This is a genomic window from Clostridium sp. (genome assembly GCF_051650885.1).
Lineage (GTDB): Bacteria > Bacillota > Clostridia > Clostridiales > Clostridiaceae > Clostridium.
In genome coordinates, this window is record NZ_JBOFRG010000321.1 from 1 (window position 1) to 14700 (window position 14700).

14 protein-coding genes are annotated in these 14700 nt (G+C 26.9%); all 14 read left to right on the forward strand.

The genetic code is table 11. The annotated features are described in order from the left end of the window. A partial coding sequence (locus ACRC28_RS15805) for an ABC transporter ATP-binding protein (RefSeq protein ID WP_438544404.1) occupies window positions 1-689 on the forward strand: 689 nt, incomplete at its 5' end. Then, a complete protein-coding gene (locus ACRC28_RS15810; RefSeq protein ID WP_438544405.1) occupies window positions 679-2667 on the forward strand; it encodes an FtsX-like permease family protein in 1989 nt (662 codons plus the stop codon). The genes ACRC28_RS15805 and ACRC28_RS15810, both read left to right, overlap by 11 nt. Window positions 2668-2939: 272 nt before the next feature. Further along, complete coding sequence (gene htpG / locus ACRC28_RS15815; protein WP_438544406.1) at window positions 2940-4811, forward strand: molecular chaperone HtpG; 1872 nt, start codon at window positions 2940-2942, stop codon at window positions 4809-4811. A 392-nt stretch (window positions 4812-5203) separates the two neighbouring features. Next, window positions 5204-6772, forward strand: a complete 1569-nt coding sequence (locus ACRC28_RS15820; RefSeq protein ID WP_438544407.1) for a chloride channel protein — start codon at window positions 5204-5206, stop codon at window positions 6770-6772. 351 nt (window positions 6773-7123) lie between these two features. Beyond that, entirely contained in the window at window positions 7124-7864 is a 741-nt protein-coding gene (locus tag ACRC28_RS15825; RefSeq protein ID WP_438544408.1) for a metallophosphoesterase, read from the forward strand. A 380-nt stretch (window positions 7865-8244) separates the two neighbouring features. Further along, on the forward strand, window positions 8245-10032 hold the full coding sequence (locus ACRC28_RS15830) for a DUF4153 domain-containing protein (protein ID WP_438544409.1): 1788 nt from the start codon (window positions 8245-8247) through the stop codon (window positions 10030-10032). Between the two features lie 47 nt (window positions 10033-10079). Next, a complete protein-coding gene (locus ACRC28_RS15835) occupies window positions 10080-10574 on the forward strand; it encodes a DUF2975 domain-containing protein (RefSeq protein WP_438544410.1) in 495 nt (164 codons plus the stop codon). A 16-nt stretch (window positions 10575-10590) separates the two neighbouring features. Continuing rightward, window positions 10591-10803, forward strand: a complete 213-nt coding sequence (locus tag ACRC28_RS15840; RefSeq protein WP_438544411.1) for a helix-turn-helix domain-containing protein — start codon at window positions 10591-10593, stop codon at window positions 10801-10803. A gap of 390 nt (window positions 10804-11193) precedes the next feature. Continuing rightward, complete coding sequence (locus tag ACRC28_RS15845; protein WP_438544412.1) at window positions 11194-11703, forward strand: YbhB/YbcL family Raf kinase inhibitor-like protein; 510 nt, start codon at window positions 11194-11196, stop codon at window positions 11701-11703. A 186-nt stretch (window positions 11704-11889) separates the two neighbouring features. After that, window positions 11890-12846 (forward strand): DMT family transporter, encoded by a 957-nt coding sequence (locus tag ACRC28_RS15850; protein ID WP_438544413.1) that lies wholly within the window; start codon window positions 11890-11892, stop codon window positions 12844-12846. 251 nt (window positions 12847-13097) lie between these two features. Next, window positions 13098-13451, forward strand: a complete 354-nt coding sequence (locus ACRC28_RS15855) for a DUF6508 domain-containing protein (protein ID WP_438544414.1) — start codon at window positions 13098-13100, stop codon at window positions 13449-13451. A 128-nt stretch (window positions 13452-13579) separates the two neighbouring features. Beyond that, a complete protein-coding gene (locus ACRC28_RS15860) occupies window positions 13580-14035 on the forward strand; it encodes a GNAT family N-acetyltransferase (protein WP_438544415.1) in 456 nt (151 codons plus the stop codon). Between the two features lie 86 nt (window positions 14036-14121). Continuing rightward, window positions 14122-14331, forward strand: coding sequence for a hypothetical protein (locus ACRC28_RS15865; RefSeq protein ID WP_438544416.1), 210 nt, complete (start codon window positions 14122-14124; stop codon window positions 14329-14331). Between the two features lie 34 nt (window positions 14332-14365). Further along, the gene (locus ACRC28_RS15870; protein ID WP_438544417.1) at window positions 14366-14644 is read left to right on the forward strand and encodes an ArsR/SmtB family transcription factor; all 279 of its coding nucleotides are present in this window, start codon (window positions 14366-14368) and stop codon (window positions 14642-14644) included. Window positions 14645-14700: the final 56 nt, after the last annotated feature.

Sequence of the window (14700 nt, forward strand, 5' to 3'; positions counted from 1 at the left end):
TAAGCTTTGAAGTTGAAGAGGGAGAATTTGTTTCTATAATGGGAGCATCAGGATCAGGTAAAACTACACTTCTAAACTGTATATCGACTATTGATAAAATAACAACAGGAAAAATAATTTTAGAAAATGAAGATATAAGCAGATTAAAAGGAAAGAAATTAGAGAAATTTAGGGGGCAAAAGCTTGGTTTCATATTCCAAGATTATAACCTTTTAGATACATTAACAATGAGAGAAAATATAGCTTTAGCATTGACTATAAAAGGTGAAAAAGCAAGTTTAATAGATGAAAAGATTGAAGAGGTTGCTAAGAGACTTGGAATCTTAGAAATTTTAGAAAAGTATCCTTATGAAGTTTCAGGAGGACAAAAGCAAAGAGTTGCTTGTGCTAGAGCAATAGTTAAAAAGCCAGCACTTGTTTTAGCAGATGAGCCAACTGGAGCATTAGATTCAAAGTCAGCTAGATTACTTTTAGAAAATTTTGAAGAAATAAATGAAGAATTAAAAAGTACAATCCTTATGGTAACACATGACCCATTTACAGCTAGTTATTCAAATAGAGTAATATTCATAAAAGATGGAAAGTTATTTACAGAAATAAATAAAGAAAATTCTTCAAGAAAAGATTTCTTTAATAGAATAATCGAAGTTGTAACATTACTTGGAGGTGAAACTTCAAATGAACTTTAAACTAGCATTAAATAATGTTAAGAAGAGTATGAAAAATTATGCTATATACTTTTTAACATTAAGTATAGCAGTATGTATTTTCTATGCATTTAACTCAGTTGGTGCGCAAGGAAAATTACTTGGAACAACTGGAGATAAAGAGATAATTGAGGCAATAGGAACTGTAATTGGATATATTTCAGTGTTTGTATCAATAGTTTTAGGATGTCTTATTATATATGCGAACAACTTCTTAATAAAAAGAAGAAAAAGAGAATTAGGACTTTATATGAGTCTTGGGATGGGAAAAGGAAAAATTTCTAAAATATTAGTTTTAGAAGAGTTTATTATAGGAATAGTATCATTAATTTGTGGACTTTTAGGTGGGATAGTTTTATCACAGTTTTTAGGATTGTTAACTATAAAACTATTCTCAGTAGGAGCAGAAAAATTTTCACTAGTGATATCAGTACCAGCAATAATTCAAACAATAATATATTTTGGAATAATATTTATATTAGTTATGATATTTAATGTAATGATAGTTTCAAAATATAAGCTTATAGACTTATTAACAGCTCATAAGAAAAATGAAAAGATAAAAATAAAGAGTCCATTAGTGTCAGGGTTAATATTTATAATTTCAATAGGTATGTTATTAGTTGCATATAAATTAGTAATAAAATCAGGGCTTGTAAATATCCAAACTACAGACTTTAAAATGTCTATAGTATTAGGAGTTGTAGGAACAATTTTATTTTTCTATGGATTTACAGGATTTATTATTCTTGTAATACAAAAAATAAAAGGAGTTTATTATAGAAAACTTAATATATTTACAGTAAAACAAATGAATAGCAAAATAAACACAAACTTCATTTCAATGGCAGTTATATGTTTAATGTTGTTTATAACAATAAGCTTAATATCAGTATCAGTAGGATTTAAAAGTCAAAATATAAGTAGATTTACTCCTTTTGATGCAACAATATCAACATATGTTTCATCAAAAAATAATACCTTAGAGAAGGTTATAAAAAATAATGAAATAAAATTACCACAAGGGTGTAGTTACAGTCTTTTAGATACAAAAATTATGGATGGGCAAACTATGGAGAAGGTTCTAGGAAGCTCATTTGCACCATCTGAAAAGCAAATGCTAGGAGGGAACACATTAACGTATTTTATAAGCTTGAGTCAATATAATAAAAATCAAGAAATACAAGGAAAAAAAACCGTAAGCCTTGGAGAAAATGATGCAATTGTAGTTTCAAATGTTACAATGATAAATAAATCAATTGCAAATTTAAAAGAAAAAAATAAATTAAATATAAATGGAAAAGAATTTAATGTTGTAAGTTATTCAGAAGAAAACCTAATTACAAGCCAGATGGCAAATTCAAGCTTCATTGTTGTAGTAAATGATAATGTCTTAAAAAATACGTGGACTATAAATGAGGAGTTAAATATAAATTATAACAATAATAAAGAGTCAGAAAAATTCTTAACTAATGAATTTAATAAACAAGGAATATTAAGAATTGGTGAAAAAGGAAATGATGAGGTTGTTCTTGGATTAATGACTAAGGATTTAGCAAATCAAGGACAAAGTCAGATGACATCAATGATTCTTTATATAGCAATGTATATAGGTGTAATATTCCTAGTATCAAGTGCAGCTGTATTATCACTTCAACAACTTTCAGAAGCAAGTGACAGTTATGATAGATATGTAGCACTTAGAAAAATTGGAGCATCTAAAAAAGCTATAAATAAAACTATATTTACGCAAACATTAACATACTTTGGATTGCCATTAATCTTAGCATTAGTTCACTCAACTATAGGAATATATGTATCAGAAGAGTTGATTTCGAATTTTGGAAAATCAAGTATAGTTAATGCATCTTTAATGACAATGGGAGTAATAATAGTAATATATGCAGGATATTTCATAGTAACTTATTTAGGGTATAAAAATATAGTAAAAGAAAAATAAAAAGTATATGCTAATATTTACAAATAAATATAAACAATGTATAATAGGTGATATAATAATCATTTAGAATACTCTAATAGGTATTCAATGTGATAACCTTAGTTATATAAATTTTAATATTGTCTAAAAAAATCTACAGCGAAAGTTGTAGATTTTTTTATCTTAATACAGTTATTGACAATAAAAATTTGATATGATATAACAGAATTATGGATTAGCACTCAATTGGATAGAGTGCTAATAATGAGGATTTAAAAGGAGATGTTTTAAAAATGGAAAAAAAGCAATTTAGAGCAGAATCAAAAAGATTATTAGATATTGTTATTAACTCTATCTATACAAATAGAGAGATATTTTTAAGAGAGTTAATTTCAAATGCTAGTGATGCAATTGATAAAATTTATTACAAAACTTTAAGTGATAATACTTTAAGTTTTAATAAGGATGATTATTTTATAAAGCTTATACCAAATGCTGAAAACAGAACTTTAACTATTAAAGATACTGGTATTGGTATGACTGAGGAAGAACTTGAAGAAAACTTAGGAGTAATTGCTAAAAGTGGTTCGCTTCAATTTAAAAATGAAAATGAATTAAAAGATGGATATGATATTATAGGACAATTTGGTGTAGGATTCTATTCTGCATTCTTAGTAGCTGACCATGTAGAAGTAAAAACTAAAGCCTTTGGTTCTGATAAGGCTTATTTATGGGAATCAGATGGAGTAGAAGGCTATACTATAAAAGAATCAGAAAAAGAGGATTTTGGAACAGAGATAACACTTCATTTAAAAGAAAATAGCGAAGATGAAAACTTTGATGAATATTTAAATGAATATAAATTAAGAAGCTTAGTTAAGAAGTACTCTGATTTTATAAGATATCCAATTAAAATAGATGCAACAAAATCAAAATTAAAAGAAGGTTCAGAAGAAGAGTATGAAGAGTATAAAGAGGAAGAAACTATAAATAGTATGATTCCAATTTGGAGAAAAAATAAATCTGAATTAACTGATGAAGATTATAATAGTTTTTATTTTGAGAAAAGATTTGGTTTTGATAAACCATTAAAGCATATGCATGTTAGTGTTGATGGAATGATAAGCTACAATGCAATTATGTATATTCCAGAGAATACTCCATATGATTATTACACAAAGGATTATAAAAAAGGCTTAGAGTTATATTCAAATGGTGTATTAATAATGGAAAAATGTGAAGAATTATTACCAGATTACTTTGGATTTGTAAAAGGTATAGTAGATTCACAAGACCTTTCATTAAATATTTCAAGAGAATTATTACAACATGATAGACAACTTAAAAAAATAGCTAAAAATATAAAAAATAAAATTAAAAATGAGCTTCAAGGAATGATAAAAAATGAGAGAGAAGCTTATGATAAGTTTTATAAATCATTTGGAAGAGTTCTTAAATTTGGAATTTATGATGAGTTTGGAGCAAATAAAGATGACTTAAAGAATTTAGTAATGTTCTATTCTTCAAGTGAAAAGAAAATGGTAACTTTAAAAGAATATGTTGAAAGAATGAGAGAAGACCAAAAATACATTTACTATGCAGCAGGTGAAAGCATTGAAAGAATAGAGAAAATGCCTCAAACAGAAGCTGTATTAGATAGTGGATACGAAGTTCTTTACTTCACAGAAGACATAGATGAATTCGCTATAAAGGCACTTCAAAACTTTGAAGAAAAAGAATTTAAATCAGTTTCTTCAGGTGATTTAGGGATTGAAAATAAAGATGAAGAAACAAAGGCAAATGAAGAAAATAAAGATTTATTTACAGGAATAAAAGAAGCTTTAGATGGAAAAGTAAAAGATGTAAAAGCATCATCAAAACTTAAAAAATATCCAGTATGTCTTTCATCAGAAGGTGAAGTTTCAATAGAGATGGAAAAGATTTTAAAAGCTATGCCAAACAATGAAAATGTAGAATCTCAAAAGGTATTAGAAATAAATACTAATCACGAAGTTTTTAAAGCTATGAAAAATTCTTATGAAACTGATAAAGAAAAATTTAATCTTTATGTAAATCTTCTATATAATCAAGCATTATTAATGGAAGGCTTAAGTGTTGAAGATCCAACAGATTTTGTAAGTGATATTTGCAAATTAATGAAATAAATGTGAAAAATGTTATCTTTATATTTAAATAAAGGTAACATTTTTTTAGAATAAAAATATAAAATTTAAATAAAATGAATTAAAATTTAATATAAAAAAGTAATATATGCGAAAATTATAGTATAAAAATACAAAAATAAAAGATAAAAAATTCTGAAAAAATGGCTTAAATAAGTAGATAAGGTTTACATTTTACTTTTAAAGGGATAAAAAGTAAAAAAAGGATTTAAGTGTAGTAAAAGTTTATAAATTTTTAATAATATATCCTTTGAGTTAAAAGTTTGTAGAGATATATAATGTTAATGTAGGATAAATAATTAGTTTAAGCAAGTTTCTAAAAATCTGAATTAAAACATATTTTATCTACAGTTTAATTAAATAGGAGGATAAAAATGGATAGCAAGATTGAGAGAATGATCAATGCTTCAAAACTTCGAGTAATTCTTGAAAGTGTACTTGTCGGGATTGGAGTAGGAATTTTAGTATCTTTATATAGAGTAGTATTAGATCATATACTTGGCTACACTTATTTAGCGTATAACTTTATGAGTAAACACGTTTTATTTATAATTATAGGTTTAATAATTTTAGCCATAGTAGGAATTATTGTAGGACTTATGGTTAAAGATGAATCTATGATTAGTGGAAGTGGTATTCCGCAAATTGAAGGGATATTAACAGGATATTTTAAAGCACCTTCACCAATAAAATTAATAATTTATAAATTTGTAGGTGGAGTTTTAGCAATAGGGTCAGGACTATCATTAGGGATAGAAGGACCTTCAATCCAATTAGGGGCGAGTGTTGGTCACTTCTTTGGAAATATTACTAAAAAACTAAAAATTGAAAAAAGATTTTTAATATCAAGTGGAGCCGGAGCCGGACTTGCAGCAGCATTTAATGCACCTTTTGCAGGAGTTATGTTTGTTCTTGAAGAAGTACATAAGAAGTTTACACCGGTTTTATTTGTGTCTGCAATAGCAGCAGCAGTATCATCAGATGCAATAACTTGGTTTTTCTTTGGAAAAAAACCAATATTAAGATCACATGTTCTTGCAACATTACCATTTAGATATTATGGATATCTAGTACTTTTAGGTATAATAGTAGGACTTGCAGGAGTTATATATAATAAATCATTAGTAAAAACAATGGGACTTTATAAAAAAATAAAGTTACCAATTCAATTTAAAATGATAATTCCATTTGTATGTGCAATGTTCTTTGGACTTTTCTTACCAGAAGTTTTAGGTGGAGGAAAAGGATTAATAGATACAGCATTACATGGAAATATAGTTTTAAAATTTGCAATCATATTATTAATAGCTAAATTCATTTTTTCAATGATAAGTTTCTCATCAGGAACACCAGGAGGAATACTTTTCCCATTACTTACTCTTGGAGCATTAGTAGGATTAATATTTGCAGAAACATCAATACAATTCTTTGATTTAGATGGAATATACTTAACAAACTTTATACTTTTTGCAATGGCAGGAATGTTTGCATCAATAGTAAGAGCACCAATAACAGGAGTAATGCTTGTATGTGAAATGAGTGGTTCATTTACACAATTTGGACCAATAATATTAGTATGTGGTGTAGCTTATATGGTAGCAGAACTTCTAAGATGTGAACCTGTATATGAATCATTATTTAAAATGAGACTTCATGCAATGGAATCAACAGAAAAGCGTGAGGAATATGCTAAGGAAAATAAAGGTGAAGTTGTAGTTTCATATATAGTTAGTATGGGTTCAAGCATAGCAGGAAAAAAACTTAAAGAAATAAACTTAGGTAAAAATGTGTTAATTGTTTCTATAGAACGTGAAGGAGATGTACTTATTCCAAATGGCGAGACGGTTATAATGGCTGGAGATACTATAAGTACATTGGCAAGTGAAAGCAAAGAAATTATGCTTAGAGAGAAACTTGAAGAACTCTGTGAGTGTGATCTTTAGGGAATTAGGAATTTAAAATTAAAAATGAAGAATTAGGGGGAATCGCAAGCGATTCTTATGAGAGGGACTCAAAATTTATCTGCGATAAATTTTATCGTAGGAGAGTTTTGGAGTTAAGAGTTAATAGGTTAGAAGTAAGAGTGATTTTAATCTAGAATTTAAAACTGAAAATTAGAAATTGGAAATAAAAAAGAATTGGTGCTACCAATTCTTTTTTATTTCCAAAACTCGCCTTAGCGAGTTTTTTCATCAATTTTTAATTCTTAACTCTTAATTCTTAACTACATCAAGTTGGAATTAAAGAAAAAGGTTTGATATAGTTAAAGTAATAAATAAAAGGAGTGAATTCTGATGGGAAGAATTTTTGTAACAAGTGATGTACATGGCTGTTTTGATGAGTTTTTAGAAGGTTTAGAGAAGATAGATTTTAAAGAAGAAGATGTTCTTTACGTTATAGGTGATACTAATGATAAAGGACCTAAAACCTTTGAGACTATTGATTATATTAGAGCACATGAAAATATAATTCATATAAAAGGAAATCATGAATATGTTCTTCAAATCGCTATTGAAGGTGATGAGAGGGTAAAAGAGTGGACAAGACATGATGGAAAAAAAGTTGTTGAAGATATGGAAAGACGTGGGGAACATTATAAAGAGGATATTTATAAATATATAAAAGATTTACCACATTATATGTTTATAAATGATACATTTTTATTAATGCATGGTGGATTTAATGTGGATATAACTTCATCAAAAAGAGAAATAAAAGAAATAGTAAAAGAAAAGTCTATGAGAGAAGAACTTTTATTAAACAGACAACTTTGGTTAGATACTTTTGATAAAGAACTTAAAAAAGAAGACTTTGGGTCATCTGTATATAATATAATAATTGGACATACTCCTATGCAAAATGCATTTGAAAAAGAAACTAAAGTTGGAATTAGAATCAATAGATTTGGAAAAAAAGTAATCTGTACAGATACAGGAGTTTTTACACCAGCAGATGAATGTGATGGAAAGCTTGCATTTATAGAAATAGATGGAGAGGAAGTTATTGGGGAATGGTATGTGGCGTCAAGGATGTAGGGAATTAGGAATTTAGAATTAAAAATGAAGAATTAGGGGGACTTGCAAGCAAGTCTTGTGGGGGGACTCAAAATTTATCTGCGATAAATTTTATCGTAAGAGAGTTTTTGAGTTAAGAGTTAATAGATTAGAGGTAAGAGTGATTTTAATTTAGAATTTGAAATAAAAAAGAAATTGGCAATGCCAATTTTTTTTTATTTCCAAAACTCGCCCTAGCGAGTTTTTTCCTCAATTCTTAATTCTCAACTCTTCATTCTTAATTCTAAAAGTTTCTTTTTCAATAAAAAAATATCGAAAAACGATAAAAATATATTGAAAAATGATTTGTATGATGTTATATTAAATTCAAGCTAGCAAATATTTTTTAGGAGTAAGTAAGAATGTGTATTTTATTGGTAAAGATTAATGAAAGAGAAATTTTAGTGAAGGAAAGTGGAGATTTCTTTGAAGGATATGATGAAAAAGATTGTGTGAAGGCTTTAGGGGAGGAGCTTGAAGGTGAGATTAGTTTTACTAATATAACTTTAGGTGAAAGAAGGGCTTTTAAGTATTATGGAACTGATGAAGAAGTTATTGTTTTGAATATTGAAGGATTTAAAGTAAGGGAGAATCTTGAGAAGTTTAAAATTTTAAGCTTAGGTAGAGATAAGGTAAAAGAAAAGTATGGAATTATAATAAATGAGGTTTTTCCTGTTTATAAGATGTATACAGGGAAAAAATTAAAGAAGTATTTTATAAAAGATGATAATAAGACTGAGAGAATTGATAATCTTGTTGCAATGGGCATAAGTTTAATGATTGTATTTTTTATGTTTTTTGGAACAGGACCAGACAAGGAAAGGCTTTGGAATTATTATGGATTGTGGGTTACTGTAATTTCATTTATTGTTGGATTGTATATGTTTTGCTTTAAGAAAAGCAAGGTTAAAAATTACTTTGGATTATTTTTATTTTTAGCAGGCTTGGCCTTGTCTATAACTTATTCTATTTTTACAAACCCTGTTTTTAGAATGTTCAATTTAGTTTTAGTACCAGCTTTAATTATATATGGAATGAAGATAATGGTTTTAGATAAGAAAAAGGTTTTTGTATCAGATTTTGTATTTGGAGTTTTAAGAAGTACTTTTGTAAAGCCTTTTTATAATTTCTCATTAGTTAAAAATCCAGTAGAATATTTATTTAGTAAGATTAGCAATGATAAGAAAAAAACAAAAGATATTTTTATAGGACTTTTAATATCAGTTCCAGTAGTAATTGTAATAGGAATAATATTATTTGGAGCAAGTAATATTGATATATTTGGATTATCTATATTTATAGGAAGAATTATTGAAAATAGTGGTTCATTTATAGTTAGATTTATAGTTTTTGTATTTTGCTATATTTATTTAACAGGATTGTTTAAAGGTGAAAGAATAAATTTTGAAAGAAAAGCAAAGGTAAGAAAAGATAAAGTAAATAAAACTAGATTAAATACAGTTTTAGTAATGATTAATTTATTATATTTATTATTTACTGTAATTCAACTTACTTCAATAAAAGAAAGTTATTCAAGTGCAGCAAGGGAAGTGTTTTTCAATCTTTTATTAGTAATGTGTATTAATATAGGAATGATGATAAAATTTGAGGCTTCCATTAAAAAAGTGACAAGAATATTATTTAGTATAATGGTACTTTTCAGTCTAGGGATGGGAGTAAACTCAATAGTAAATTTAAAAGATTATATAAATGAATATGGTCTTACAAGATTAAGGTTTTTATCAACAGCATTCTCAGTATTTTTAATAATTGCATTAATAATAATATTAATAAACTTCTTTAAAGATATTAATGGATGGGAAAATATAATAATAGTTGGAGTTCTTTTATATGTAGGATTAAACTTCTGCAATATGGATAACATAATTGCAAAATATAATATAAATAGAATAGAGAGTGGAATTGAAAAAAGTGATTCATCATTATATTATCTATCATATTTATCAAAAGATGCAGAAGGAACAATAGTTGAGGCTATTAATAATGGAACTTTTGAAAAATTAGATTATCCAAAAGAGGTTACTGATGAGTATACAAATGGATATGAAGCTTTAAAGTTCAGGATAGAATGGGAAAATGAGCATAAGATAAATCCTAAATGGTTTGAATATAACTATTATAATAATTAAAAAATATGTTAATATAAGATATATACTAAAGGCTTTGGAGGAAAGAGATGAAATGGTATGGAAAAGATTCATTATCTAAATTTATAGGAATTGCATTAAATTTTATAATACTTTTTGGAATATATGAAACAATAGAGGTGTATTATAAAACATTTTTTATAGAAGCTGTAGATATGTCTTTAAGAATGAAAATATTAGTAGTAGTTATACTGACACTTGGAATAGGTTGTATATTTTATATAGTATTTTTACTAAAAGGAATGATGAAAACATTAATTTTAGAAAATCCTTTCTGTATTGGAAACGTAAAGGCATTAACTAAAATATCAATAGCTTGCTTTGTTATATCAGGATGTTACTTTATAAATTTTATAGTAAACTTAATAAAAGGTGACTTTAGATTTATATATATAGATGGAACTGGAATACACACGAATGTAGAGTTTCTAATATTTCTACTAGCAGGATGCTTTATAGGAATATTAGCAAAGGTTTTTGCACAAGCAGTAAGATATAAAGAAGAAAATGACTTAACAATATAGATAGGAGAGAAAAGAAATGGCTATAATAATAAACCTAGACGTTATGATGGCAAAAAGAAAAATATCTCTTCAAGACTTAGCACAAAATGTAGGAATAACAAATGCAAATTTATCTATTTTGAAAAATAATAAAGCAAAAGCAATAAGATTCTCTACATTAGAAGCAATATGTAAAGAGCTAGACTGTCAGCCAGGAGATATTTTAGAATACGATGGGAATGAAGAATGAAAAATTAAAAATGTAGAATTAGGGGGAATCGCAAGCGATTCTTGGGGCTCAAAATTTATCTACGATAAATTTTATCGCAAGAGAAGGTTTTGGAGTTAAGAGTTAATAAGTAAGAAGTAAGAGTGATTTAAAATTAAAAATCTAAAATAAAAAAGAATTGGCGTTGCCAATTCTTTTTTATTTCCAAAACTTGCCCTAGCGAGTTTTTTCCTCAATTCTTAACTCTTAATTCTTCATTCTTAATTAAATTCACGCTAACAAAAAAGTGGGTAATTTACCTTTAAAATTTATAGGTCTATAATAAGAATTGTTCAAGGGAACAAAATAAAAAAAATAAAAATTACATAATATATATATAGGCGCGAAAGTGCACTTTAGGAGGATAACATTATGATGAAAATTAAAAGTAACTCAATAAACGAAAAAGGACATTTCCATGACAAGCATGGTAAACACGGAGAAAAATTCTTAAAAGGTATGCCAAATCATTCAGTTGATTTTGAAATTGAAAATGCACCAGAAGGAACTAAAAGCTTTGCTTTTATATTAGATGACCATGATGCAATTCCAGTATGTGGATTCACTTGGATTCACTGGGCAGGAGCTAACTTAAAGAAAACTAAAGTTTCAGAAGGAGAGTCTGAAAATGCTTCAGATTTCGTTCAAGGAGTTAACAGCTGGGGAGCACCTATGATGGGAGCAGATGCTTTATCAAGAGAAGATGCTTCAAACTATGGTGGAATGGCTCCTCCAAACTGTGATCACACTTATGAATTAAGAGTATATGCATTAGATATAGATTTAAACTTAGAAAACGGATTCTTAGTTAATGAGTTATATAATGCTATGAGAGGACATATCTTAGAAGTTGCAACTTTAGAAGGTATGTACAGAAACTAATATTTTTAGAAGTATATATTAAAAACTACAAATAAGATATTTACAGATTTTATAGAAAAACTCCTAGAACAGGGGTTTTTCTTTATTAAAAAAGCAATATTAATTCAGAGTTAACATAATTAATATTGGTTTAATATAAAGAGAATAAAATAAATTTATATAAAAAATAGAAAAGAAGGGGAAAATATGAAAAAGTATATAGGATTAATATTAATATCCACATTTTTATTTAGTACAATGGAGATTGCAATTAAATGTACAGATGGAGCATTCAATTCAATACAATTAAACTTTATAAGATTTCTTATTGGAGGACTTGTATTATTACCATTAGCAATGAAAAAGCTTAAAGAAAAAGGAAGAAAGCTAGAATTAAAGGATTTAGGATATTTTCTGATAACAGGCTTTATATGTATTATTGTAAGTATGACATTATTTACTGGAGCTGTTGTGATGAAAGGATCAAATCCAGCGATTATAGCAGTTATTTTTAGCTTTAATCCAATTTTCACAATTGCACTTGCAAGTATAATATTTAAAGAAAAAATAAATAAGGGAATTATAATAGGACTAGTAGTTTGTTTTATAGGATTAATTTTTGTTATTAATCCATTTGATTTAAGCGATTCAACAGTTCCAAGTATGCTAATGGCATTAGCATCAGGATTTACTTTTGCCTTATATAGCATAATGAGTAAATATACAATAGTAAAAAGAAAATTAGACGGATTAACAGTAACTGTATTTACATTTTTAGTGGGAAGTGCAGAATTATTATTGATAATTCTAGTATCACACATAAGTGCAGTATCAAACTTTATGGCTAGTAAAAATCTAAGTATGTTTAGTAATATTCCAATATTACAAGGAATTAGTGTACATAATATAATATTACTTTTATATATTGCAATCTTTGTATCGGGAATATCTTTTGCATTATTATTTATAGTTATGGAAAATACAGGTGCAACAATGTCATCCTTAATATTCTTTATTAAGCCAGTATTATCACCAATATTAGCATTAATATTAATTGGAGACATGTCTATACTAAAAACACATAATTATACAGGTGTTATATTTATGGCAATAGGATCGATAGTAATTTTTATAATGCAATTAAAGCTAAGCAAACAAAAATAAAGGACATACCATGTTAGAGTTTTAAAATACGAGTAGTAGTTGAATTTTAAAATCCCGATTGGTATATCCTTACATAAAAATAAATTCTAGATGTTTTTAAAAATTCCTTCTTTTTCCTAATAATATTTTTTAGAAATTGTATCATAGATTTCAAATTTGAATAGTATAAGAATAAAATTATCAAAAGTTGAAACTAATGGAAAAATATAGTAAAATTAATAGTAATAAGTTAGTGGGAAAAGGAGATTGGGATGGAAAATAAGAAAAAACTATTAAAGTATTTGGATTATTTTAAAGAGGGGAAAAGCAATTACTATGAACTGAAGACGCCAATTGAAGGTTCTATGATAGTTAGATACTATGACTATAATATAAAGGTTTTAAATTTTTTAGATGAATTTACAAAGACAGATATGGTTGATTATGGATATAGTGCTAATATAGAAAAAATAGATTTAGAGAAAATACATGAACTTGACGAGAGAGAGATAGGAACAGTTTTAACGTATTTTTTAAGAATGGAAAGATTTTCAGACGGGATGTGGGCGAAAGCAATAGACAATGGAGTTTTCTTATCTTGTCTTGAAAGGTTAAATACATTATAAAATAAAATACTGTTTTGTAACAAATAAAAAAGTGTAATTTGGTATACTATTTATGAAAATAAAAAAGCTATCTTAAAATAAAGTTTATTTTGAGATAGCTTTTAATTTAAATTGAAAGGATGAGTAAAATGAATATAAGACAATACAATGTAAATGATTTAGAAGATATAAAAAAATTATATATAGATGGAAGAAGAAGAGAGCTTGAGACAGCAAATTTAGGAAATGTTGTACCATTTGAGGAGGACAAGCCTAAATTTGAAAAATTTGAAAAAGGTAAAAATATAGTTGCTGAAATTGAAGGAGAAATAGTAGGATTTGTTTGCTTAAATGAAAATGAAATATCATTTTTATATGTAAGTAAAGACCATGCGGGATTTGGTATAGGAAAAAGGTTATTAAAAGAAGGAATAGAAGAGTTAAAAAAGAATATAAAAGAAAATTGCATAACACTAGACTTATTTAAAACAAATGAAAGAGCAAAGGGGTTATATAAAAGCTTAGGATTTAAAGAAAAAACAGAGTTTATTAGAGTTTATGATGGGGAAGAAAAAGTCGTTTTGCATATGGAACTTAGCATATAGAATTGACAAGAGTAACCCTAGAATATTAGACTAGAGTTATAAAGTATATTTTTAATTAACAATAAGGGGATAAAATAGGGGGAAAAATGCAAAAGAATAAAGTATTTTTGAAATTATTATTAGTGGGAGTAGTAATTTTAGGAGTAGGAGTTTTTAATTATTTTAAAGCTGAGAGTACAACAAAGAGTTCTAATGTTGAATGTCTAAAGTATGAGCAGAGCAATAGTAATACAACATGGGGGCAAGGGTTTAAAGTTAATGGGCTTGAAACTTGTCGATATAAAGACTTTAAATAAACTATCTATAGATAAAAGGTAAAGGTGAAGATATATGGATAACGATTATAAAAACTTAAATGAGGTTGCAGAATTTTTAAAAGTTTTAGCACATCCAGTAAGACTTTGTATAGTTAGAGGCTTACTTAATAAAGGTGAGTGCAATGTAACATTTATGCAAAGTTGTTTAAATATGCCTCAGTCAACAATATCACAACATTTACAAAAGCTTAGAGCTGCAAAAGTAATTGAAGGTGAAAGAAATGGGCTTGAAATAAATTATAAAGTAATTGATGATAGAGTAGAAAAAATAATAGAATTATTAGAAATTTAAAATAATGATACATCTATAGTATTAGAAAAGTCTAATATTAAATAGATGTATTTTTT